At 41.4% G+C, this 24465-nt stretch carries 28 protein-coding genes and 1 pseudogene; 7 read left to right on the top strand and 22 right to left on the bottom strand.

What is annotated here, in order from left to right; genetic code table 11:
* Positions 1-130 precede the first annotated feature (130 nt).
* Positions 131-577 (top strand): MarR family winged helix-turn-helix transcriptional regulator, encoded by a 447-nt coding sequence (locus ERX55_RS09860; protein ID WP_133452410.1) that lies wholly within the window; start codon positions 131-133, stop codon positions 575-577.
* 481 nt (positions 578-1058) lie between these two features.
* Here the strand turns inward: ERX55_RS09860 and ERX55_RS09855 are convergent, their stop codons facing one another.
* From ERX55_RS09855 to ERX55_RS09840, 4 genes are all read right to left on the bottom strand, one after another.
* Positions 1059-1439 (bottom strand): VOC family protein, encoded by a 381-nt coding sequence (locus ERX55_RS09855; RefSeq protein WP_133452409.1) that lies wholly within the window; start codon positions 1437-1439, stop codon positions 1059-1061.
* Positions 1440-1501: 62 nt separating this feature from the next.
* Positions 1502-2143, bottom strand: coding sequence for an endonuclease III domain-containing protein (locus ERX55_RS09850; RefSeq protein ID WP_133452408.1), 642 nt, complete (start codon positions 2141-2143; stop codon positions 1502-1504).
* Entirely contained in the window at positions 2140-2655 is a 516-nt protein-coding gene (locus ERX55_RS09845) for a GNAT family N-acetyltransferase (protein ID WP_243721496.1), read from the bottom strand. Before ERX55_RS09845 ends, ERX55_RS09850 begins: the two co-directional genes overlap by 4 nt.
* Positions 2630-3001 (bottom strand): NIPSNAP family protein, encoded by a 372-nt coding sequence (locus ERX55_RS09840; protein WP_133452406.1) that lies wholly within the window; start codon positions 2999-3001, stop codon positions 2630-2632. Before ERX55_RS09840 ends, ERX55_RS09845 begins: the two co-directional genes overlap by 26 nt.
* A gap of 284 nt (positions 3002-3285) precedes the next feature.
* On the opposite strand from ERX55_RS09840, the gene ERX55_RS09835 reads away from it, so the two are divergent.
* Positions 3286-4359: an LPXTG cell wall anchor domain-containing protein gene (locus tag ERX55_RS09835; RefSeq protein ID WP_133452405.1), complete on the top strand. Its 1074-nt coding sequence runs from the start codon at positions 3286-3288 to the stop codon at positions 4357-4359.
* A gap of 32 nt (positions 4360-4391) precedes the next feature.
* On the opposite strand, the gene ERX55_RS09830 is transcribed toward ERX55_RS09835, so the two are convergent.
* The 5 genes from ERX55_RS09830 to ERX55_RS09810 form a co-directional block, all read right to left on the bottom strand.
* Positions 4392-4892, bottom strand: a complete 501-nt coding sequence (locus ERX55_RS09830) for a GNAT family N-acetyltransferase (protein WP_133452404.1) — start codon at positions 4890-4892, stop codon at positions 4392-4394.
* 270 nt (positions 4893-5162) lie between these two features.
* Entirely contained in the window at positions 5163-6494 is a 1332-nt protein-coding gene (locus ERX55_RS09825) for an APC family permease (RefSeq protein WP_133452403.1), read from the bottom strand.
* 157 nt (positions 6495-6651) lie between these two features.
* Positions 6652-7455, bottom strand: a complete 804-nt coding sequence (locus ERX55_RS09820) for a pyruvate, water dikinase regulatory protein (protein WP_243721495.1) — start codon at positions 7453-7455, stop codon at positions 6652-6654.
* Positions 7456-7466: 11 nt separating this feature from the next.
* A complete protein-coding gene (gene ppdK, locus ERX55_RS09815; protein ID WP_133452402.1) occupies positions 7467-10058 on the bottom strand; it encodes a pyruvate, phosphate dikinase in 2592 nt (863 codons plus the stop codon).
* Positions 10059-10257: 199 nt separating this feature from the next.
* Positions 10258-10686 (bottom strand): organic hydroperoxide resistance protein, encoded by a 429-nt coding sequence (locus ERX55_RS09810; RefSeq protein ID WP_133452401.1) that lies wholly within the window; start codon positions 10684-10686, stop codon positions 10258-10260.
* 104 nt (positions 10687-10790) lie between these two features.
* Between ERX55_RS09810 and ERX55_RS09805 the strand changes: the two genes are divergently transcribed.
* On the top strand, positions 10791-11234 hold the full coding sequence (locus ERX55_RS09805) for a MarR family winged helix-turn-helix transcriptional regulator (RefSeq protein ID WP_133452400.1): 444 nt from the start codon (positions 10791-10793) through the stop codon (positions 11232-11234).
* A gap of 58 nt (positions 11235-11292) precedes the next feature.
* On the opposite strand, the gene ERX55_RS09800 is transcribed toward ERX55_RS09805, so the two are convergent.
* From ERX55_RS09800 to ERX55_RS09770, 7 genes are all read right to left on the bottom strand, one after another.
* Complete coding sequence (locus ERX55_RS09800) at positions 11293-13269, bottom strand: FtsX-like permease family protein (protein ID WP_133452399.1); 1977 nt, start codon at positions 13267-13269, stop codon at positions 11293-11295.
* A 2-nt stretch (positions 13270-13271) separates the two neighbouring features.
* Complete coding sequence (locus tag ERX55_RS09795; protein ID WP_133417955.1) at positions 13272-14018, bottom strand: ABC transporter ATP-binding protein; 747 nt, start codon at positions 14016-14018, stop codon at positions 13272-13274.
* A gap of 104 nt (positions 14019-14122) precedes the next feature.
* Positions 14123-15019: a sensor histidine kinase gene (locus ERX55_RS09790; protein WP_133452398.1), complete on the bottom strand. Its 897-nt coding sequence runs from the start codon at positions 15017-15019 to the stop codon at positions 14123-14125.
* Complete coding sequence (locus tag ERX55_RS09785; protein ID WP_133452443.1) at positions 15016-15687, bottom strand: response regulator transcription factor; 672 nt, start codon at positions 15685-15687, stop codon at positions 15016-15018. The genes ERX55_RS09790 and ERX55_RS09785 overlap by 4 nt, the downstream gene beginning before the upstream one ends.
* A 120-nt stretch (positions 15688-15807) precedes the next feature.
* On the bottom strand, positions 15808-16296 hold the full coding sequence (locus ERX55_RS09780; RefSeq protein WP_133452397.1) for a kinase: 489 nt from the start codon (positions 16294-16296) through the stop codon (positions 15808-15810).
* Between the two features lie 33 nt (positions 16297-16329).
* Positions 16330-16917, bottom strand: coding sequence for a nucleotidyltransferase domain-containing protein (locus ERX55_RS09775; protein WP_133452396.1), 588 nt, complete (start codon positions 16915-16917; stop codon positions 16330-16332).
* A 124-nt stretch (positions 16918-17041) separates the two neighbouring features.
* Positions 17042-17452, bottom strand: coding sequence for a hypothetical protein (locus ERX55_RS09770; RefSeq protein ID WP_133452395.1), 411 nt, complete (start codon positions 17450-17452; stop codon positions 17042-17044).
* A 180-nt stretch (positions 17453-17632) separates the two neighbouring features.
* Between ERX55_RS09770 and ERX55_RS09765 the strand changes: the two genes are divergently transcribed.
* Positions 17633-17950 carry a four-helix bundle copper-binding protein gene (locus ERX55_RS09765; protein WP_133452394.1) on the top strand — a complete coding sequence of 106 codons (318 nt, stop codon included), beginning with the start codon at positions 17633-17635 and terminating at the stop codon, positions 17948-17950.
* Between the two features lie 92 nt (positions 17951-18042).
* On the opposite strand, the gene ERX55_RS09760 is transcribed toward ERX55_RS09765, so the two are convergent.
* A complete protein-coding gene (locus tag ERX55_RS09760; protein ID WP_133452393.1) occupies positions 18043-18324 on the bottom strand; it encodes a GNAT family N-acetyltransferase in 282 nt (93 codons plus the stop codon).
* Positions 18325-18384: 60 nt separating this feature from the next.
* Complete coding sequence (locus ERX55_RS09755) at positions 18385-19698, bottom strand: sodium-dependent transporter (RefSeq protein ID WP_133452392.1); 1314 nt, start codon at positions 19696-19698, stop codon at positions 18385-18387.
* A gap of 138 nt (positions 19699-19836) precedes the next feature.
* Between ERX55_RS09755 and ERX55_RS09750 the strand changes: the two genes are divergently transcribed.
* The 3 genes from ERX55_RS09750 (at position 19837) to ERX55_RS09740 (ending at position 21482) form a co-directional block, all read left to right on the top strand.
* The gene (locus tag ERX55_RS09750) at positions 19837-20271 is read left to right on the top strand and encodes a MarR family winged helix-turn-helix transcriptional regulator (RefSeq protein ID WP_133452391.1); all 435 of its coding nucleotides are present in this window, start codon (positions 19837-19839) and stop codon (positions 20269-20271) included.
* A 16-nt stretch (positions 20272-20287) separates the two neighbouring features.
* Positions 20288-20845, top strand: a complete 558-nt coding sequence (locus ERX55_RS09745) for an NADPH-dependent FMN reductase (protein WP_133452390.1) — start codon at positions 20288-20290, stop codon at positions 20843-20845.
* A gap of 67 nt (positions 20846-20912) precedes the next feature.
* Positions 20913-21482, top strand: coding sequence for a GNAT family N-acetyltransferase (locus ERX55_RS09740; RefSeq protein ID WP_133452389.1), 570 nt, complete (start codon positions 20913-20915; stop codon positions 21480-21482).
* Between the two features lie 20 nt (positions 21483-21502).
* On the opposite strand, the gene ERX55_RS09735 is transcribed toward ERX55_RS09740, so the two are convergent.
* The 4 genes and pseudogenes from ERX55_RS09735 to ERX55_RS09720 all read right to left on the bottom strand — a co-directional run.
* A complete protein-coding gene (locus tag ERX55_RS09735) occupies positions 21503-21781 on the bottom strand; it encodes a hypothetical protein (protein ID WP_133452388.1) in 279 nt (92 codons plus the stop codon).
* A 158-nt stretch (positions 21782-21939) separates the two neighbouring features.
* Positions 21940-22605, bottom strand: coding sequence for an NAD(P)H-dependent oxidoreductase (locus tag ERX55_RS09730; protein WP_133452387.1), 666 nt, complete (start codon positions 22603-22605; stop codon positions 21940-21942).
* A gap of 67 nt (positions 22606-22672) precedes the next feature.
* The gene (locus tag ERX55_RS09725) at positions 22673-23512 is read right to left on the bottom strand and encodes a DegV family protein (protein ID WP_133452386.1); all 840 of its coding nucleotides are present in this window, start codon (positions 23510-23512) and stop codon (positions 22673-22675) included.
* A gap of 211 nt (positions 23513-23723) precedes the next feature.
* Positions 23724-24465: pseudogene (locus ERX55_RS09720) on the bottom strand (IS4 family transposase); the annotation flags it as partial.

Raw genomic sequence — 24465 nt, 5'->3', positions numbered from 1 at the left:
CACCCTTTCCCTTCTTCAATATCTCAAGTATAATTCTGGCATTTAAATAAGTCAATAAACTTGACCTATTAATATTCGTCAGCATCTTGAAAATGTTTTATAATGGGACTAAGAGGGAAGAGGTGAAGCTATGAAAACGAGCGATTATGATTTAATGCTTTTTTATTTTGGTTATCAGACATTCATCAAGACTGCTGACGATATCATTGAACAGTACGGGATGAACCGTCAGCATCATCGTTTTCTTTTCTTCATCAGTAAACTGCCGGGTATTACCGTAAAAGAGCTGTTGCAACTGATGGAAATCTCTAAGCAAGGGTCTCATGAAACGCTGAAGACATTAAAAGCTAAAGGGTTGATCGAAGAGGAGCCTGCGGAGCATGACCGCAGGCTGAAACAACTCTATCCGACTGCACAAGGAGAAGCGCTGATTCAGAAACTGAACAAGGCACAGATTGATCTTTTCCAGCAGATTTTTCAGGATGAAGGCAATGACTGGCATGCAGTAACAGAAGCGTTTGCCGCAAAAAGGCCAGGCTACGATATCATCAAACAATTTAAAGATAAAAGACACTAAACAACTGCTGGTTCGATTTGAATTATCCTTTAATTAATTGGAACAATGTAAGAAGACCATACGCATTGAAGCGTATGGTCTTCTTTCTGGCATAAATATGTAGAAGTTATGAGCGATATTTAAGGTTTATCGCTCATAACTCATGGAACGTCGGCTCTTTTGCCACGTTATGAGCGATATTTAGTGTTTGTCGCTCATAACTCATGGAACCTCGGCTCTTCCGCCACGTTATGAGCGATATTTAGTGTTTATCGCTCATAACTCATGGAACGTCGGCTCTTTTGCCAAGTTATGAGCGATATTTAAGGTTTATCGCTCATAACTCATGGAACGTCGGCTCTTTTGCCACGTTATGAGCGATATTTAGTGTTTGTCGCTCATAACTCATGGAACCTCGGCTCTTTTGCCACGTTATGAGCGATATTTAGTGTTTATCGCTCATAACTCATCTGACTGCTGTATCATCCTTCTAAAGCGTCTGTTAAAGCTGTTCCATAACGGCAAAATAATTCTCATCCGGATCAGAAAAATTAAAGACTTTCATACCAGGCATCTCCGTCAATTCTCCAACATTTATACCTTTTGCTTTAAATTCATTGTATAGGGCTTCTGCATCGTTGACATTAAACATAAGAGAAGGTGGCTCAAGGCTGACCATCGGGCTGTACTTCTTAATGAACGCCTTATCAAAAACAACAAGAGAAGTTTCAGATTCCTGATGCGGTGCTATTTCAACTGATTTGAAGTTCTCTGGCAGCGTGTTCTCCGCAATAATCTTGAACCCCACTTTGTCAGTCCAGAACTTGATGACTGCTTCCTGATGATCGACATAAAGCATAACCTGATGCAAACTCTGAATCATTTTTTCACCTTCTTTTCTTTAGTTACGTAAAGAATACTATAATTATGCATTAAATGTAAAATCTATTTTTCTGATAATTTAAAAAATGATTTTAAGAAATGATCATGATCAGTCATTTTTGTAGATAAATACTTTTTACCGAATTCATCCAGCAGGCCGTGAAATTCTTTTGCTTCTTCATTTGTGAAATCATCAATCCTGACTTCTTTCTTGAATGCCTGATAACTTTCTGTGTTCGCATAACCCAGCTGCCTGTACAGCCGTCTCGTATAACTATCCGGAATAAACTCAACTCGTCCGAATAGATAGACCAGCAGTACATCGGCTGTTTCCGGTCCGATGCCGTGAAGTTTCAGCAGTTCACTGCGTAAGGAACGACCGAAGTGCTGATTGATTCTCTCGTAGTCATAATCAAACTGTTTCAGCCAATCAAATAACCCGCTCAGCGTCTTGGATTTATTCTTGAAAAAGCCACTTGGCCTGATCAGTTCCTGCATCTCTTCAGACGACAGCATTTCCAGACGTTCCGGATTAAACTGTGTTGCATCCTTTAATCTTGCCAGCGATTTCTCAACATTCGTCCAGCTCGTATTCTGCACTAAAACAGCGCCGATCATCATCTCAATTTCATCATCCGCCGGCCACCAGCCTTGCGGACCCATCTCTTCGTACATCAATTCAAAGAGTTCACGAGATGATATCATAGCGGCTTCTCATAAATATAATCAGTCTGCGCGTCGTCACCCATCATGAAAAGATGCTCCCCTGTCTTAACGAAACCTTCCGCCTCATAAAAGGCCCGGGCTTTATGATTATGCTCCCAGACGCCCAGCCAGATTTTCGATTTATCTTTGTCTACAGCAACGTCGTACGCTTTCTTCATCAGTGCTTGACCTATCCCCTGCCGATGACATGAAGATCTCACGTAAATCCGTTCAATTTCAAGCGCGTCGCTGCCCATCTTCTCAGATTGAGCATCCAGCTGATTCAATTTAAGGTAGCCCGCAATCCCGTCTTTAGTCTCTGCGAAATAAAAATAGGAATGGCTGTTATTCAGTTCAGCGGTCAGTTTATCCAGAGCATAAGCCGTACTTAAGTAATCCGCCATCTGTTCTTCTGAGTTATCCGCTTCGAATGTTTCTTTAAATGTTTCTATGCTGATTGCTTGTAATGTTGAGGCCTCCTGGCTGTCAAGTTGTCTGATAAGTATTTCCAAAAGCATCATCCTCCAAAGTAGAAATCAGTTCTTCATTTCTGACTTCAAGTATATAGTCATTAAATATTTTCCGTCGCCCGCCTTGTTCATCATACCAAGCCTCAATTTTCAGGCGATGCGCCGGGTCACTTCTGACCGCTGCTTCTATTTCTTTATATGACCTGATACTATCATATTCCCAAATCGCAAAGATTTCATGTGTCCCGTCACCCTTATTATTCATCCACCTTCCAACCAGCCTTGCACCGTTTTTAAGCTGGTGAGGCAGATTGGTCTGATTGAAATGCTGATTAAATGCGTCAACAAAATGATCCTTAACCATATAATATTTTCTTCTGTAAAACAATGTGATCCCTCCCTACGCCAATCATAGTTTAATATCAGAGACAGAAAAATGGACAGATTGCTTAATCTGTCCGCTTATCGATGACTGCTTTTAAGAGTTCGACTGACGGTTGTTCAGTTTGATATAATAACGATTTGCTGCACGATAAGTCGGAGTTCACTTTCATATCACTGTAACGAAAATCAATCATAGAATGATAGTTGAAAATCAGGATAACCATGATGATATAAGATTGCAGTCGGTGTAAAATAAAAATATATTAATATACTAAAGGTGGATTGACCATGAAAATCACTCAATCAGCAGTAGCTAAAACCGGTCTTAGTACTCTTCTCCTTTTGACGATGAGCTCATCCATAGGTCATGCAAGTCAGACACATGATATCCAGCACTTAATTGACACTGCAAAAGCTAAGACGCAATCTATAGAACAGCAAGAATCCCAGACGCCAGGCGACATTAAAGCAAGCCTATCACCTGACAGTAAGGTGACGACACCTGCAGCTCCTACTAAAGAAACACCTAACCTTTCAACTGAAATGCCTTTATCAGAGCAAGCGTCAGACCTCGAGAGCGCACAACCAGCTGACAACACATCACTCAGTCAGACAGTCGATCACTTACTTGAATCTGATGCGCCGCTATATGCTGATGACATCGATCAAAAAGCTGAGCAAGTATCAGCAGACTCTAAAAAGATTCAGGACATCGCAAAAAAACAGTCTGAAAATCCCGAAGCCTTCCAGCATATTAATACCGCCTGGTTAAATACCGCTGACCGAGAAGCAGCAGATAAATTGTTACAGCAATATAATAACAAAGCAATATCTGAACAAAGTTACTTAACACAGATTACGGATTTAATGCACAAACAACTTTCTTCACTCAACAACTGGACTGAGCAGATGGGTGGTAAAGTAGATTTAAATCAATCCCCTTATACTGATTTTGATATCAGCTGGCTCTCTGAGGAGCGCCAGCGTCTGATTAATGATCTGGCTCATGAAAAAGATTTCGGCGGTCTGTCACAGTATGATTTCAACAACCGTGTGTCTGCCATAATGAATGACCAGCTTGCTGAATTAAAAGACAACCTTTCTAAGCTGAGAGAGAAAATAAATGCTGACAAAATGAAAGCACATGATGCTGCAGAAAAAGTCAATGACTCGCTCACGGCTATCAATAATCGTCCTAAAAACGATTTTCAGTTATTAGATGAAAACTCATCCAGTGATTCACTTTTTCACTTACCTAATACAGGTGAGATCTCATCTTATTCACCCGTCTTCATGGGCGCCCTTGCTTTAATATTGGGTTCAGCATTAATCTTTTTCTCAAGAAGACGTCCACAGAAGTAAAATAAACCTCGACAGAGAATGTCGAGGTTTATTTATATATGAATCCAGAAACGACGCACTTTCATCCCGTCTGCCTGTATGAAAGGTTCAGCTTCTATACCTCTATTTTTAAGAATGACGCTAGCAGATGCAGGGTTATCAGCATCACAAGTCAGCAGTGCCTTATCAACACCTAGCGTCTCCAGATACTGCAGCGAGTGCTGAAGAATGGCTGATGCATACCCTTTGTTCCGGGCACTGGGTCTGACACCGTATCCGATATGTCCCCCTGTCTCAAGAAGTGCATCGTTCAGATAATGACGGATATTCCCTGCGCCGACAATACGTCCATTATCAAAATAAAAATAAGTGCTGTTCTTGACCCAGTCATCCCCTGATTCCTGGTGGTTCAAGCCTTCCAGCAACTGCTCAAAATGATCATAACGACTGAAATTCGTTGAAGAAGGAACCATCTCATCCGGTACCGGCCATTCATTATAATAATCAAGGAATGCCGCTTCATCCTCTCGTTTCAGCTTGCGAAACTCAAACATATCATTCACCCCTTTATATTAGATAACCACACCCATTTTTCCCTTTCAGTTTATATTGAAACCTTACATTACACTGATTCATGTATCTGATGATCTAAATGTCTATAGGCTTCCATAATATTGATAACTATCATGTATAACCTTAATGATAGAATTATTCAATCTGCCTTGGTTAATTCCGATCTATCTTAAAGTCACTTTTATTAACTTCAATCAAATATGGCGCAAAAAAAGCGATTAATCCGTAGATTAATCGCTTTTTGTATATAATTAGATACCGTGTGCGCGGTTCTGGTTACGTTTGTAGAAGTAGATAGGAACCCCGATTAAAGTAATACCGATACCGATTAATGCCAGTACAGGTTGTGTGAATAATGTATTCGCAAGTACGAACAGACCTGAGATTAATGCGATAAGCGGAATGATTGGGTAGAGCGGTACTCTGTATGGACGTTCCATATTCGGCTGTTTCTTTCTCAGTACCATCACTGCGACGAATGTCATACAGTAGAAGAACCAGATAACGAAGACCAGCATGTTAGTGATGGTTTCGAATGCACCCATTAATACCATTGCCATTGCGATGATGTATAATACGATACCACTGAACCAAGGTGCACCTGATTTAGATAATTTCAGGAACTGTCTGCTGAATGGCAGCATACCGTTTTCAGCCATTGCGTAAGGAACACGCATACCTGTCATCGTATAGCCGTTCATTGAACCATAGATTGAGATCATGATACCGATTGTGATTAATTTACCACCTTGGTCACCGAATAATTTCATTGCTGTGTCTGCTGCTGCGTTTTCGTTACCTGCTAATGCTGAGATCGGTAATGAGAACATGAACGCTGCGTTTACTAATAAGTAGATAGCCATGACAAGGCCGATACCGATTGAGATTGCAAGTGGTAAGTCTTTCTTAGGGTTTTTCATTTCCCCTGCGATGTTACCTACGTGCATCCAGCCGTCATATGCGAACATGGTTGCCAGTAAACCTGTACCAATGATTGAGAACAAGCTACCATTGCCGCTTTCCATCGGCGGAAATAATGAGAAGTCGACTTTATCTTGCTGTAATAAGCCGAAGATAATGATGAGTGCCAGTGGGATCAACTTGATGACCAGTGTGACGGACTGTAACATACCGCCTGCTTTTGATCCCATAAAGTTAATAAGTAATACAGATAATGCTGCGATAAATGCGATCGGAATCAATAAACCTTTGTCTAAATGGAACAAGTTGATCAGCTGTGTTGAGAAAATAATCGCCTGTGCGGCTACGTTTGCCGGGAAGTAGATAAATGCAAGTGCCCAGCCTGATAAGAAGCCCCAGAAGTCGCCGAATGTGTATTCAAGGTACTTCGTCATACCACCTGTCTGCGGGATTGCTGCGGCAAGTTCTGCTGCTGTCAGACCACCACAGATGGTCATGATACCACCGAGAATCCACACTAAGAACGTTAAGCCTACGGAATGTGTGACATCGGTGATTGCGGCTACTTTAAAGAAGACGCCCGATCCGATAACAGTACCCATTACGAGCGCGAGCGCAGGGAATAGGCCGATATCTTTTTTTAATTCTGTTTGTGCTGCCATTGTTGCTTCCTCTCCTTCTATATGTTTTCTTCCTTGAAAGCAATTACATTATATAATAAATAAACGCGTTAAAGCACTTAAATTTGATTAATATTTAACACCTTTATGAACATTGTTGTAAAACAGAAAACACACTTGACAAGTCAAGTGTGTTTCACTATTTTCCGAGGTATTTCTCAATATAGAACGCTGATTCTTCAATTGATTTGTACTCTGTATTAATAACAGTTGCATTGAGCCGCTGGAAGACTTCCTCAGCATAACTCAGTTCCTCTTTGATTCGTTTTAAATTGTTGTAGTTCGATTCCTGACGCAGCCCGAGCACTTTCACACGTTCCGTACGAATATTCGCGATATAATCCGGACTTGCTGTCAGACCGAAGACACGCAGACCTTTCTGACGGTATACTTCTTCGGGGATGGGTGATTCTGGCACAAGCGGTATATTAGCAATCTTGTAGCCTTTATTCGCCAGATACATGCTGAGCGGCGTCTTCGATGTACGGGATACACCGACAATGACAGCATCCGCTTCCTGCAGATTGGTGAAGTTCTTGCCATCATCATATTTGACTGAGTATTCCATCGCCTCGATACGTTTGAAATACTTGTCATCCAGCTTACGGAAAGCGCCGCGTTCCATGAGTGGCTCAAGACCAGTATGCTCCTGGATGACATGTATCAGACTCGTCATATAATCGATATAAGAGACACCTTCACGTTCACAGAATTCACTGGCGAACGCATTGAACTCTTCATCGACAATCGTCGTCACAATGATGGCGCGGTTCTTTTTAGCCAGATTGAGAATATTGATGAAGCTGTCTTTATCATGGATGAAAGAGAACTTCTTGATTTCGATCGTCTCAATGGAAGGGAACTGCGTCAACGTGGCTTGAATCATCCGCTGGGCAGTCTCCCCGATCGAATCAGAGATGACATATATTTTTAAATCGTCCAAACGATTCCCTCCTATTTGCTCTGAGCAGCAGCAAGACGAGCACCTGGCACACGGTAAGGTGAACAAGAAACATAGTCAATTGCCAGCGTATTGAAGTATTTGATGGATTTAGGATCTCCACCCAGTTCTCCGCAGACACCAATCTTGATTTCAGGTTTAACTGACTTCGCCTGTTCAACAGCAATCTTGATCAAGCGTCCGATTCCGTCAACGTCTAAAGTCTGGAACGGATCGATTGCGAGAATATCATCATTCATGTAGTCATTGATGAATTTACCTGCGTCATCACGTGAGAAACCATAAGTCAGCTGTGTTAAGTCATTGGTACCGAAACTGAAGAAGTCACATTCCTGCGCTAAGTCACCTGCGATGAGGCAGGCACGCGGTGTTTCAATCATCGTACCGATCTTGTAATCCACTGTAATGTTCAGTTCACTGATTTTACGCTCGATGACGGCTTTTAAGTTGGTGAATTCTTTCATTGTTGAGACAAGCGGAATCATGATTTCAGGCTGGCAGTTGATACCTTCGTCTTTTAATTTCTGGACACTTGTCATCATTGCCTCTACTTGCATTTCGTACAGCTCCGGATAAGTGATGGCCAGGCGACAGCCCCGGTGGCCGAGCATCGGGTTCACTTCCTGCAGCTCTAAAATACGACGTTCCAATTTCTCAACAGATAATCCGAGCTGACCAGCTACCGCTTCTACTTCTTCACGTTCTCTAGGTACAAACTCGTGCAAGGGTGGATCTAACAGGCGAACAATCGTCGGTCTTTCACCTGACAGACGGAAGATTTTCTCGAAGTCTCCTGCCTGATACTTCTTCAGTTCATCAAGCGCTGCCACGCGCTCTTCGTGATTAGACGCGATGATGAAGCGGCGCATCTGAATGAGGCGTTCCTCACCGAAGAACATATGCTCCGTACGGACAAGGCCGATACCGACTGCCGCGAATTCGTAACCAGCAGCGATATCCTGTTCTGTCTCAGCATTCATGCGGACTTTAAGACGCGCAACTTCATCCGTCCAAGTCATGAACTGTTCGAATTCTGCACTGTGTTCAGCATTTGTCGTCTGCACTTCGCCGTGGTAGATATGACCTGTCGAACCATCCACTGAGATGATATCGCCTTCAGCCAGTTCTCCACCCGGAAACTTCACTGTTTTATTCTTCGTATCGATATCAAGGTCTGAACAGCCTGTCACACAGCATTTACCCATACCACGTGCCACTACAGCCGCATGAGATGTCATACCGCCGTGCGTCGTCACGATGGCTTCACTGGCAATCATTCCTTCGATATCTTCAGGCGAGGTTTCCGGACGCACTAAGATGACTTTCTCGCCTGCTTCAGCCTGCGCTTTTGCCTCCGCTGCTGAGAAGACCACTTGACCTGTCGCTGCACCCGGACTTGCCGGCAGACCGATATGAGAGATCACTTCTGCTTCTTCCAGTGCTTTTGCATCAAATGCCGGATGCAGAAGCTGATCGATTGATTTAGATTCTACTTTTGAAATGGCTTCCTCTTTAGAGAGTACACCTTCTTCAACCATATCAACCGCAATCTTCATAGCCGCTTTAGCCGTACGTTTACCATTACGCGTCTGGAGGATGAAGAGTTTCTCGTCTTCAATCGTGAATTCGATATCCTGCATATCATGATAATGTTCTTCCAGCTTATGCGTGACATCCACGAATGCCTGATAAACAGCGGGCATCTGTGTATTCAATGTCTCTATTTCTTTCGGTGTACGGATACCTGCTACAACATCCTCACCTTGTGCATTCAGTAAGTATTCACCGTACAGCTTGTTCTCACCCGTCGACGGATTACGTGTGAAGGCAACACCTGTCCCTGATTTCTCGCCGCTGTTACCGAAGACCATTTCCTGAACATTAACCGCAGTCCCGATATCGTGCGGAATCTCATTGAGTTCACGATAGATGCGGGCACGGTCATTATTCCATGACTTGAAGACCGCTTCAATCGCTTCGTTCAACTGTTCAAGCGGCTCCTGCGGGAAAGGTTTGTAGACCTCTTCCATATACACCTCTTTGAAACGCTCACAGATCTGTTGTAAATCTTCAGCAGGAATATCTGCATCTGACACATACCCTTTCTGCTTCTTGAAGTCATTGAAATAAGACTCAAATGCATGCATCGGAATTTCATAAACAACCTGACCGAACATCTGTAAGAGACGACGGTAGCAGTCGTAGGCAAAACGTGCATCATTCGTATTATTCGCAAGTTTTTCGACGTTTTCGTCATTCAGTCCTAAGTTGAGAATGGTATCCATCATCCCTGGCATAGAGATTTTAGCGCCGCTACGAACAGAGACTAAGAGAAGAGAATCAGCAGAGAATTCTTTACCTGTCTTTTTATACAGCGCTTGCAGCTGTTCTTCAAGTTCAGCTTTCACTTCATCAGATAAGCCACCATTCTGAAGGTACTGGATACATGCTTCAGTCGTGATGGTGAAGCCGTTAGGAACCGGCAGACCCAGTCGCATCATTTCTGATAAGTTAGCACCCTTTCCTCCTAATAAGTCTTTCATTGACTGCTGACCTTCTTCAAACGCATAAATAAACTTGCTCATTCCATTCACCTCATCATTAAATGTGTTATACTATTTGAATAATAGTATGTCATATTTAAAAATAAATAACAACGATAAATATCACAAAATGTAAAATAGCCCATTCCGAAGAATGGGCTATTATAAATTGACTTAATCGCTGACAGATTATCAGACGGATCATAAAAAAGAGACTGGAACTTATTCCAGTCTCGTCAAATTAAATTGCATTGACATCTATTTCAATATCGATAGAGTTCTGCAGCGCTTTGGAATAAGGACAGTAATGATGCGCTTTATCTACATAATCTTCTGCTTCTTCCTGCGACATATTGTGCAGGGTCACTTCAAGCGCAGCTGCTAACTTGACGCCTCCATCCGCTTTATCAGGTAACAATGATGCTGTGACTCTCACTTCTGGTTCTGCATCTTCTACTTTCGCATTCTTCAGAATAAAAATCAGCGCATTATTAAAACAAGCACTGTAGCCCGCCGCAAATAACTGTTCTGGATTAGACTCAGTCGTTGCCTGGCCGCCCATCTCTTTCGGTGTCGCGATATCTAAATAGAATGTATTATCTTCACTGAAGACCTTACCATCTCTGCCGCCCTTACTGATAACAGTTGTTTCATATAACGGATTGACCATGCTTATCTCTCCTTCTCTATATTAATTAAATCATTTAAGTTATATTAATGATTATACTGCTTAAATATCTTTAAGTCAATCGCACGCGACTGAAAGGAGTCTAAATGAAATCACATTCAAATCAACTTGCTGACCAACTCTGCTTTTCTGTTTATAATGCAAGCCGCCTTTTTATTAAGTTTTATCATCAGGCACTGTCAGAATTTGAGCTGACCTACCCCCAGTATCTTGTATTAATGATTCTATGGGAAAAAGATGAACAGCCTTTACACGAAATCGGCAGCCAGCTCAATCTTGCAAGCAATACCCTGACCCCTCTCCTCAAGCGAATGGAGCATGCAGGCTGGATTGAGCGACACGCCTCAGAAAGCGATAAACGCCAGCTGTACGTATGTCTGACGGAAAAAGGACGTCAGCACGAATCCATTATTTTCACTAAAATCCAGCATTGCGTCTCTAATCAAAATATTGACCTGAATTTCCTACAGGAAACCCATAGGATGATGCAGCAACTTGAACAGCAGCTGAAAGAAATCATCAAGAAATAGAAGGGACCATGCATATGCACGCTCCCTTCTGTAAAGTTGACAAGTGATGAACTAGCTTTTAATGTTCCTCATTGATGATAGCGAAATATGCTCTAGACGTAATCCAGTACATCAGACCATACACTAACATGATGCTCACTGCAACACTGAGATAACTGGTTAAAAAGAGTGAAACATCACGAATGCCAAGTATACCCATCAGCTGATAAATAATCTTCGAAGCAAAAGCGGTATGAATAATCGCGGTCAGAATCGGCAGTGCAAAAATCCAGAAAATCTGTTTGTTGATACTTGTCTTGATCAATGACTCCGGCAATCCGACTTTCTTCATAATCTGATAGTTCTCCTTATCTTCATAACCTTCTGATATCTGTTTGTAGTAGAGAATCAGGAACATACCGGCCAACAAAATAATCGATACAACAATACCAATAAAGATTAAGCCGCCGTTCACTTCGTACATTTCTTTAGAGATATCTTTTTTATTTGATACTTCTATGTCATATTTTTTCTCGATCTTAGGAATCATTTTTTCAAAATGAGAGGAATCACCTTTAACGTTAAAAGATAAACTATAACTAATACTTGCTGGAACATAATCACGTGTTTCTAAATCCAAATCTTTATATGACTGAGCAAGTCTATTTAACTCAGCATCGTCTTTTACAACAATATACATAGCATCTATTGCTATTGACGAACCTAAATAATTCTTATCCATATTAATGACTTCATATTTTTCATTAGCAAGTGTTATTTCTTTAAAGTGAGAAAATCTATCAGCGTTTGAACTGGTAGCAATTTCATTATCTTTTAACTTTAAATGTTCACCATTATTAGAGTTATGCCCTTGTACTGTCGTTACAACGCTGTAAAATGAATTTTTGATATTTTTCTGTGAGGGCTTCATTTCCAGCGGTTCAAAATTACCTCCTCGATTATACATACCAATAAAAAGTCCATGCATTTCTCTGAAGTAATCGACTTTCGCATACTGTTTAATATCTCTTTTCAAATATTTCATCTGGTTTTCTGCTTGTTTTCGTGTCAATGAAATATCATAATCTTGCTTCTGACCGCTTTCTATCTGTGTTTCTATTCCTCTATATGCTGTAAGTGTCATACCCAGTGTCACTATCAGGAATGTACAAAGTATGGCAATACTCGCCAGTCCCACGGCATTCGCACGCATTCTTGATAACAGTCCTGAAATAGAGATAAAATTTTGCGGTCGATAATAGATAGAACTGATTTTCTGCAGATACTGCAGCACTAAAATAATGAGTGACATAAATAAGAGATAAGTACTGATTGTAACGAGCAGAACAGCGAAAAATGTATTCTGCAACGAACTGACAACTCCTACCGTTGTAAGAGCCACATAGTAGGCAGTGCCTAAACCAATAATACCCAGGACAAACAAAGTAATAATAACCCATCTTCTTCGCTTCTTCTCTCCTGCTTTCTGACTCTTCATAAGTTGTAGAGGATTACTATAGGTCAGAATAACGTTGTTAATCATAAAGATAAGCAGCATCAATAAAAATAACAGACCTAACATAATGGATGCAGCGCGCATATCAAACGGATAATCCATCAATTTGATACCGGTACCTTCAACCAGGCGATTCAGTATCATAAACACTAAATTACCGAATAAATACCCGCCTGTAATACTAATCAATGAAATAAGGACGTATTGAATAACCGCTTCAAAAGCCAGGATGAGTCTTAGATGTTTTTTCTCCATCCCTAATATAGTATTAAGGGCAAACTCCTTCTTCCTCTGTTTCATTACAAATCGATTGGCATAAACGACAAATACAACTGTAAGTATAGATGCCAGCACATTAGCGTAACCAATTAACTGTGGTAAATTTCTATGTCTCTTCTGTATATAGTCATTGCTCATCAACGACAGCATAATATATTCCAGACCAAACATCACACTGGCCGCCAGAATAAAAGGCAGCATAATTTTGCTTAGTGATCTGAAATTACGTATGACCAGTTTCCATATTAGACTGAGGGTCATGACTACTCACCTCTTTCGTTCAGCATTGCAATGCTATCTGAGATCCGCTTCTGAAAATCAGGTCTTGTATCACGGCCTCTGTAGATTTCGTGATACAGAATGCCATCTTTAATAAACAGGACTCTATCCGCATAGGCCGCGTCAATAATCGAGTGGGTTACCATCAGGATAGTCTGTTGTTCTTTGTTAATTTGTCTGAACAGGTTCATGATATCTTCTGAAGTTTTGGAATCAAGCGCCCCGGTCGGCTCATCTGCAAGGAGCAGGCTCGGCTGTGAAATGAGTGCTCGTGCAATGGCGATACGCTGTTGCTGCCCACCCGATATCTGATAAGGATACTTATCTAGCAGCTGACTGATACCGAGCGGTTCAATGATGCGGTTCAATCTATCGTTCATTAGACTAGGTTTGACATTTGATAAGACCAGCGGCAGGAGAATGTTATCACGGTTCGTCATCGTATGCAGGACATTGAAATCCTGAAAGACAAAGCCGAGGACATCGCGACGGAACTTAGCAACTGCGCTTTGTTTAAGCTGTCCGACATTCTGGTTGTTGATAATCACCGTACCTTCAGTCGGTTTATCGAAAGTCGCTATAATATTCAGTAGTGTGGATTTTCCTGAACCTGATTCGCCCATGATTGCGACAAACTCTCCATCCTCTACTGAAAATGTCATGTCTTTTAAGGCCATTGTCTGATTGGCACCTTTTCCAAATACTTTCCGGACATTTCTGATTTCTAACATATCCCTCACCCTTTCTGTTATTACCATTATCATAAAACAGCACAAAACCGGCTGCCTTTATCTATTCTTACAAAGACAGCCGGTTATCTTACAAAAATGTAAGGTTAGTCAGTTGAAGTTAAATGTACCGAGAATATCGTTCCTTGCCCCAGCTCCGATGAAACGGTGATCTGCTGATTCAGTTTCCTGGAAATATTCTCTGCGATAAATAGACCGATACCACTTGATTTGTCACTGAGGCGGCCATTAAATCCCGAGAAACCACGATCAAATATTTTAGGCAGATCTCCTGCGCTGATGCCCACCCCGTTATCACGGACAGATAGCGTGCCGGACTTCTCGTCGTATTCAATCCAGACATCCTTGCCACGTGCATACTTCAGCGCATTATTAAGCAGCTGTTCAACCAGAATGCTCATCCATTTTGCATCCGTCAGCACTTCAGACTGAATAGGTTCATAATGGAGTCGTGTTTGATAATGGATGAACTGAATCGAATATCGTTTAATCAGCGGCTTAATTAAATCATCAAGCCTGACTGGAGCAAATACCATATCTGTGCTGTTATTCATCAGCTTCAAATAACTGAGTGTTAAATTTGTATAATTATCAATCTGCAGAATTTCATGCCGCACCCTCCTGACTACATCATCGTCAGGAGATTCAAGTAACAGCTTTGTTGCTGTAATAGGTGTCTTCATCTGATGGACCCATAATAGAAAATAAGATTCAATTTCATGTTGATAATCAATCTGTTCGTTGCGCAACTCGTGTAATCGCTCTTCAAGTTCAGCATTGCGTTCTGCCAGTTCAGTCTGCTGCTTGAAACCAACAAATCGAATAGCCATATAGAGAGCCGTCATAAACAGAGTGATGGCAGCACTTAGTAAATAGGGAGCCATAGGCAGATTAAATAAAAAGAAAACAACTAAGAATAAAAGAAGAAGACTGCCGCAATAAATCAGTTCAAGACGACGGCTTTTCAGGAACAGACCTATCATAAGCCCACCGCATAACCGATATTCTTTTTCGTCTTAATAAAGTTATCAAGACTCATTAACTGCAACTTTTTACGAAGACGCGTCATATTAACGGCAAGCGTATTGTCATCAATAAAGTGTTCTGACTCCCAGCACTTTTCAATCAGTGCATGGCGACTGACAAACTGACCATGGTGTTTGAACAGCATGGAAAGTATCTGAAGTTCAGTATGTGTCAGATTGATATGTTGATCGTTGTAATACAGCCTGGCTTCATCAACCGCCAGTCTGCATCCTGCTGCCGTAAGTTCATTCTTCACCTGGACAAAATCATAAGTACGACGCAATAAAGCTTGAATTTTACTAATGGTCACTGACATGTTAAACGGCTTTTCAATAAAATCATCAGCCCCCATCTGCATCGCCATCACCTGATCCATACTATCCGTACGTGAGCTGATGAATATAATCGGTACATTTGAACGCTGTCTGATCTGCTGACACCAGTGGTAGCCATTAAAAGACGGAAGCGTGATATCTAGCAGAACCAGCTGAGGATTCAGTAATTCAAATTCTTCGATAATATTGTTAAAATCCTTGATAATCGAAGGTTCAAACTGCCAGCGATTCAGTTCAGCCTTTAAAGCATCAGCGATAACCTGGTCATCTTCAATAATGAGTATCTTCATCGAGTCACCTTCTTTGAGTTCGTCAAATTTTGAAGCTGTCGCGCAGAACCAGTCGGTCATTCTGCGCGACAGCTGACTCACGCGCCAAATCAGATTCCATTTTGCGTGAGAAGCCTTATTCTAGTCTCTAATATCACTCATTATTCTTTTTATGATCTCTTCTTGTCTCCATTCATCACTGAAAATCACTTCCCCATTAACTCCTAGTGTATCTTTATCCAGATACCATCCTCTCATTTCTCTTTCACCAAAATTGACATTTTTAAATTGATGTCGTTTTAGCGTTTCCTCAAATGAAATATCAAAATAATAGACATACACTCTGGAGTCATAATGTTCAACTAGCCTTTTTAACATCTCGCCATGTTTACGATTAGTGAGAATCCCTTCTAAAATAACATACTGACACTTTCTCATTCCAAATGTCACTAAATTCTCCAGTAGGTCTGTTGACAAGCTCCCTACTTTATCATTCACCCTTAACATCTGCCTTCTAACCACATCCTGTGAAATCAGAAAGGTCCCCTCACCTAACCGTTCCTGCAACAACTGAGCAGTCGATGTTTTTCCGCTTCCTGAATTCCCCCTTAGGATGATTAATCGAGCCATCCTCCTACCCCCTCTTATTTCAAGTCTACCTATTTAATGATTAGCTTCTTCTATTATAAACTGTGACTTCAGCGAAGATTTCAACCATTCCAACTGATTTATATTAAGAAATTTGTAAATAGTTTTTAAATCCTGAATATCTTTATCTCTTACAAAGGAGGCACCTAATTTATATAAAAGTTGAATCTCTGGAGCTACGATCTTCACATCATATTTGCTATCAATAAAAAGCCTGTTTAAATCTCCACTTATCATTCTGTTTCTTTTATAAATCCACTTCTCTTCAACTGTATCCATCAATAAAATCTCAAAAATAAAAGGGGTGCTCTCACGTTCACTTACCCACAGACTATAGCGATTATCTATTTTTTGGCCACTCCAAATCGAAAGTTTCCCATCTTTTGCCACATATACAGTAAACCCCTTCAAATAATCGAATAGTTCCTGTTGTTCACAACTTAAAATCATGATATCTAGATCTTCGTGTCGACGTGTTTGTCTTCCGATATATAAATCGATTGCCCAGCCGCCAGCTATACCCCATGTAAAATCTGCAGCATTAAATAAAAATTTGATTTGCTCTATAGAATAAGGTTTCCAGTTTGAAAAATCAGATCTCATAGCTGGCCTCCTATTTAACTTTTACTACATATCTCCATATTTCAGCGCAAAACCAGTCGGTCATTTTGCGCGACAGCTGACTCACGTGCCAAACCAGATTCCATTTTGCGTGAGAAGCCTGTATTCAATCTTCTTCATCCATCTCACTAAAGATATCTCCTCGGTCCTTAGTGCTCCATTCAATTATATAAGATATAATCAACAGAATCACTCCGCTGTCTGCAATCATCCAGTTTAGCGGCCACTGAAATATCAAGATTCCTATTATCAAGATATATATTCCCATCAACAGTAAGACTTGATGACCATACAATAGATAAATATCTTTTTCTCTGCTGAATAGAAACTGACCTTCTACAGGAAAATCTCTTAATTTACTTTTCAGTCTTTTGATAATTTTGTATAGACCCATGAGAACTGCTAAAGTCAGCACGGCACATAAAACCCATATAGCTACTTGATACCCTACCCATTCACCGATGACAAAATAAATGATAACTAATAAAATGTTTTTCCATTCTTTCTGATTAATCACTTAATCACCTCATATATAACCATCATACCAATAAACCCCAAATATAAAAGTCATCTCAAAAAAGAGGGCTTAAGCATAATGATATTTATCAAACTGTCTGATAGCCCATGGGCTGAAGGATGTTTACCAGAAATGAATTCGGTTATTTGTATATCGACACTTTTAAAGGGGGCTTTTAACATGGCAAATGAGCAATTAATTAAGGCGTTACATGACTGTATGGCAGCTTGTAATCATTGTTTCGATGCGTGTCTAAACGAAGCTGATGTTAAAATGATGGCCAACTGCATCCGTCTCGACCGTGAATGCTCCGAAATCTGCGGTTATTTAGAAGGGGCATTATCTCGCAATTCTCCTGTAGTTAAAGAGCTCGCAGAAACATGTGCGAAAATCTGTGATGCATGTGCCGCTGAGTGTAAGCAGCATGACCATGACCACTGTCAGAAATGTGCAGATGCCTGTGCAAAGTGCGCAGAAGCTTGTCGTCAGATCGCATAGAAAAACTCCCTATAAAGTTTTACTTTTTTAAGTGTCTACTTTATAGGGAGCATATCAATGTCGATTCTCCTTTTTGTGTTTAATTTTCTCGATTATTCCGCTGCCAGTACATCCTGATACTCTTTGTTTTCTTCCAGGATTTTCTTCGCATATGGACAGACAGGTACAATCTTCTTATGGGTTTCACGCGCATATTCAACTGCAGCGGCTACTAATTGCTGGCCGATGCCTTGTCCTCTTAATGCTTCATTAACTTCTGTATGGTCGATGACGATTTTGTCATCGTCGTTAGGTACATAGGTCATCATTGCATCAGGCTTATCTGGAGAATCTCCTAAGTAGAACATTTCATCACCATGTTTTACACGATTCATTTATATCTCTCCTTTTGACAGTGATGATTCACTATAACCCTTTTCCGCGCGCCTGAACATCTAACCCATCAGCTGCGAGATAAATACGATTATAATGACAACCGGCAGCACATAGCGGATCAGCGCATACCAGAAATGGAAGCCCTTCGGCATTACACGCTGCAGCTGTTCCGGCTTCATCACATAACCCGCAAACAGCGTCGTCAATAAGACACCAAGCGGCATCATGATGTTGGTCACCATAAAGTCCATATTATCAAAGATCGTACCTGCGCCGAATTTCACTTTGTTCAGTACGCCGAACGATAATGCAGCTGGAATCCCGGCAATAAAGACGGCGAAGCTGAGCCACAGCGCAGCGCTTCTCCGTTTATCTTCACGGCCCTTGATGACATTAGACAGATTAAGCTCCAGCAGTGATATAGATGACGTAAGCGCCGCAAAGAGGAACAGAATGAGAAAGAGTATGTAGAAGCCTGTTCCGAACGTCAGTTTACTGAACAGCTGCGGCAGGACGATGAAGAGAAGACCAGGTCCTGCTTCTGCCTTAATACCCAGTGCACTCGCTGCCGGAAAGATAGCGAGTCCTGCCAGAACCGAGACAAGTAAGTTCATCATGACAATCCAGCCCGCTGAGCTGAAGATATTGGTCTCCTCTTTCGTATAAGAGGCATAGGTAATCATGCCCGTCGTGCCGAGGGATAATGCAAAGAAGGACTGGCCCATCGCATATAACGTGCCTTCGCCGGATAAATCCTCGAATCGGGGTACGAGGAAATATTTGACGCCTGCCATTGCACCATCCAGCGTCAATGACCGCACGACAATGATCATGAACAGCAAGAGTAAAAGGGGCATCATCACTTTAGACGCTTTTTCTATTCCGTTCTCTATCCCGGATGACACGATATGACCGGTCACTGCGATGAAGAGAAACTGACCGAGCAGCGAGAGCCATGGACTGGCCGTCATATAGGGGAAGAAGCCGATATCTTCTTTGATAAGTCCGACACTTCCCAGAAGATAGTAGCCGATGAAAATAATGATCCAGCCACCGATGACACTATAAAAAGAGTAGAGAATAAAGGCCGTAATATTCCCCAGGTAGCCGATACCATTCATGATTTTATTGGACGTCAGTTTGCCAAAAATAGCTGTTGAGTAGGTGCCGCCTGTCTGACCGATACTGAATTCTGTCATCAGCAGCGGGAGACCGATGATTAAAGTAAATAAGACAAATTCCAGTAGAAATGCGCCGCCGCCGTACTGCCCGGCAATGTAGGGGAACTTCCATATCGCACCGAGACCGATGGCAGATCCAGCACTTGCAAGGATAAATCCTAATGATGAATTCCAATTCTGCTTTTTATCCAATTAATACACTCCTTCACTTTAACGCTGTGAAGTGTCATTGTAACATGCTTTATTTTTTCAAACAACCTTCTTGACAATGTTACTAACTAGTATTAATATAATGGATGTTACTACTAGTTAGTAGTTATGAGGTGAATAATGGATACTACAGTTGAACGTCATTCAGCTGTCCATGCGATGATTGTCTTCCAACTTGCTAACCGCACACTCGAAAAGAATGTCGGAAAGAGTATCAGAGAAGCAGGTCTTACCCTTTCACAGTTCGGTGTCCTTGATGTCCTGTACTGCAAAGGTGAAATGCCCATCTGCAATCTGATGGAGAAGGTTCTTGGGACTGCCGGCAATATGACGGTTATCCTGAAGAATATGGAACGTGACGGCCTTGTCTGCCGGAATGTTTCTCCTGATGATAAACGAAAGTCAGTCATCGGTCTGACAGCTGAAGGTCGTAAGAAATTTGAACAGGTGCTTCCTGCCCATCGCTCAGAAATCGACGAGGCTTTTGATGTACTGTCTGCAGAAGAACGCAGTCAGTTGATCACTATCCTCAAAAAATTCAAAAACAAAAACTAATTAAAGGAGATTTATCATGTCTAAAAAAGTATTAGTTATCAATGGTTCCGACCGCGAAGGTTCATTCAATGGTCAATTAGCAAGTCAGTTAGTAAGCGAACTCGAGAGAAACGGTGCAACTGCTGATATTCTTGACTACTCAGCACTGCCATTACTGAGCCAGAACAATGAATATCCCAACCAGCAGGTTATTACAGATATCCGCGCGCAAGTTAAAGCAGCAGATGCCCTGCTGATTGTCTCTCCTGAGTACAATGGTTCATATACTGCCCGTCTTAAAAACTTAATTGACTGGTTATCTCGCCCGACAGAACAAGGTAACAATGAAGAAATCACTGTCATCAACAGCAAACCTGTTGCGGTGGCAAGTGTGGCGAATTCTACTTACGGTAAATTCGTACGTCAGAATTTAAACACTTTAGTCGCTTACACTCGTATGAAACCTATGGACCACGAAGGTCTTGGCATCAAAATTCCAGGAGCAGCCTGGGGAACAGGTCAATTAGAGTTAGAACCTGAACAACAAGAGAAAGTTGAAGCATTCGTCAAAGAATTCATCGCTTTCATCGGATAATCATCAGACCGGGTCTTCCGGTCTTTTTTGTGCTATAATTTGTTCAAAAATGTAAGGCGGAAATGACTTGAAATGTAATTATCTCAATCTATGCATTGAAACGGACCGACTGATCATCCGTCCTCTGGAACTGACCGATTTCGATGCCTTCAAATATAGCTTTGCAACCAGACAACCGAAGCAGAATGAATTCGATAGCGATGATATCGATGTATCTCACTATACACTCCGCAATTTCTCAGAAGTCATTCAGTCATTCATCAAGCTCGCTGACAAGGATGAATCTTATATCTTCGGTATCTTCCTGAAAACAACGGGCGAACTGCTCGGTAAGGTAGAATTCTCAACACTGTGCCGTGAGCTGACTGGTGATATCAACTGGGGCGTCGTCGGTTATATCATACACAACCGACACTGGGGCAAAGGATACGGTACAGAAGCAGTACGAGCAACTATCCCATATGCAATACACGACTTACGATATCACCGCATAGAAGCGCATATCACACCTACCAATACATGTTCAATTAAAGTGGCAGAACATGCGGGGATGAACTATGAATGTACGAGAGAACGTTTTATCCGTGAAGATGATCAGTGGATAGATAAACACATCTATACCATTACCGCTCCATAAAAAAGGATTCTGGAATAAGTCTATGCATTAACATCCTCATAGGTAATATCTATGTGATGTATTCCTTTTTTTTCATTTTTATATTGGTGAGTAATAGAGAACATTAAGTCAAATGAAAGTAATACTGTGATTATTCGAAGGACTTGTTCATATACTTCAATGCTCAAGTTTTCCTTTGGGCTATTTTTGATTGATAAACATATTTTATTTTCCTCAGGAATTTTGATTATCTTAGTTCTTGATAACTGTTCTCTAGTTAAATATTCATTTATTGTAAATTTTTCGTTTATTGATTTCATTTTATACCCCCCATATATGTATTAAAATTATACAACAGTCGAGAAATAAAAAGTATAAACCTCCAAAAAAAGTATATAGTAATTACTAGTTTATTTGCTTTCATTAAGATAAATCTGTCAGTCCACCTCATAAAAAAAGTCAGCTGCCGCTGACTTTTTTATTTGAAATATGAAATAACTTCTTCGTGATTTTTACGGCTCTGAGGTCGCTTCGGCTCATGATCCCGGTAACCGAGAGACATCATAACAGAGATGCCTTCATCGGGACGGAGCACACCTGCATCATGCAGAATCCGGTTGACGTTACGGTACTGGAATCCTTCTATCGGGCAAGAGTCTATGCCGATCAGCGCAGCTGCCGTCATCATATTGCCGAGTGCAATGTAAGTCTGCTTACTGGACCAGTCGAACAATGCTTTTTCTGAGTCAGCAATCTCCATATCACGCTCCTGGAAACCTTTATAAATCGTCAGTACTTTTTCTCTCTGCTCAGGATTGAGACCCATCCGTTCAGTCAGTTCATGAAACGCATCACCATCATAGCGTGCATGTTCACGCGCGGCAATGAGGATGAAATGACTGGCCGTCTCAAGCTGCTTTTTCGCGCCCCAGCTGATGTCATGTAACTGCTGCTTGACTGCTTCATTGTCCAAAACGATAAACCGCCACGGCTCAAGACCAACTGAACTCGGACTGAGACGACCCGCCTCTAGTATATAGTCCAGATCAGCCTGCTCCACCTTTTTAGCCGGGTCATAGGACTTGATGGCACGACGAAATCTGAAAGCTTCTAACACCTGTTGCTTCACTTGTTCTTTATCCACACTAAAACCTCCTTACTGTTACATACCCATTCCCTTTAAAAGAAAAAACACCTCATTTAAGAGATGTTTAGGCCTTGATCCAGCCGACAGCAATGGTCCCGAAGCCGGTATGTACACCTGCTACATGGACAAGAGGATATTTTTCAATAGTCTTCTCAGGATAACGCTCTTTTAACCAAGCAATCAGTTGATCTGCTTCACTGTGCTCCCCGGCATAAGAGACACCGATTTTTGAAGGATTATCCTGTCCAATTCTGCTCTCCAGTTTACCATGAATAAAGCTGAGCGCCTTTTTCTTCGAGCGGATTTTCTCTATCGGATAGAGCTTGCCGTCTTCGAAATCAAGAATCAGCTGAATGTTCAGGATGCCGGCGATAATGCCTTGTGATTTACTAACACGTCCGCTATTCTTCAGCTGGTTCAAGTTCTTAGGATAAACCATCAGTACCGGGTCCTTCGTAAAGTCCTTGATTCTCTGAACAATCTCCTCATAAGGAATCCCCGCTTCAGCGGCCTTTACCCCTTCTTCAATCATGCGACGTTCAGGATAATCACCGATCTTGGAATTGATGACAGTCGATTCTATATCGAACTCACGACTTGCCATCTCAGAACTTTCGTAAGTGCCTGTCATCTCCTGCGTCGCATGAATGGCGATCACGTGCGTGTAGCCACTATCCACAATCTTCTGATACGTCTCGTGGAATTTCTGTCTGGACGGCTGGAACGTCTTTGCGCCGTCACCATAAATCTGCAGCTTGTCATAGAATTCATCAGTCTGTATATCTATATAATCGACATACTCCTGGTTATTCAATACAACACCCATGGGTACAACATAGACATCAGGATGTTCATGGATACCGAATCCGGATGCCGAATCAGTTATAAAAGCGATTTTTTCCAATGTTAAACCTCCTTATTTTATATCATCATAGCATATTTTACTTTTATTCAATAATATATGATCACTAGTGTTGCATAAATAAATACAGAATCTTCTGAACTTGGATTTTCTACGAAAATTTAAAAATTGAAAACACCTAAACAGAGGTAGTGAACATCCATTTTTTACTGATTCTATTACGTAATAACTAAGCAACATTTTTTAGTAACTATCAGGGGATGGGCTCTCTGATTCTACGAATCAGATGGTGCCCCTTGCTCCATACAGAGGCTTTAAGTAATCTTGTAATCTGCAGAATACTCTTTCTACTATTATTCTTCAACTTAATCAGCATATTCAAACAGTAGACAATCAAAGCGATATAAACCTGATTGGAGACAGCTGTCTCCGAACAGCCGTAAAATGTTTTGACGTTCAGATGCTGTTTGATCCATTTAAAGAACAGTTCAATCGCCCAGCGTGATTTGTAGATTTCGCCAATCTCCTCCGGAGATAAGTCAAATCTATTGGTCACTAAGACAAGGTTCTTACCCTTGTCATCCTGAACAGTCACACGTCGAAAGTAATGCTTTGTCGTGTTAGTCGTTGTTCCAAGAACCACCATCTCATCTGAAATGACGCTGCTCTGTTCGCCGGCACCAAAATCGTGAATGACTCTATGAACCGCATTACTCCGTAATCTGGATACAAAGAAGTATCCTTCATCAGTCATTTCATCAAATCTATTGTACTGTACATATCCACGATCAAAAACGTACATACATTCCTTGTCATCCACTAAAAGCTCAAGATGTTTCTGATCATTCTCACAGGCATGGGTAAGATAAAAAATCATCTGGATATGAATCATGATCTTCCATGTGAACCAACCGTAAGTGCAGCTTGACACCTGACTTTGTTTTTCTGAACTTTGCCCAGCGATAGTGATGAAGGTTCAGAGGCAGTGTACTTGA

The organism is Macrococcus bovicus (assembly GCF_004359575.1).
In the GTDB taxonomy this organism is placed as follows: Bacteria; Bacillota; Bacilli; order Staphylococcales; family Staphylococcaceae; genus Macrococcus; species Macrococcus bovicus.
This window is presented reverse-complemented; position numbering and strand designations above follow the sequence as displayed.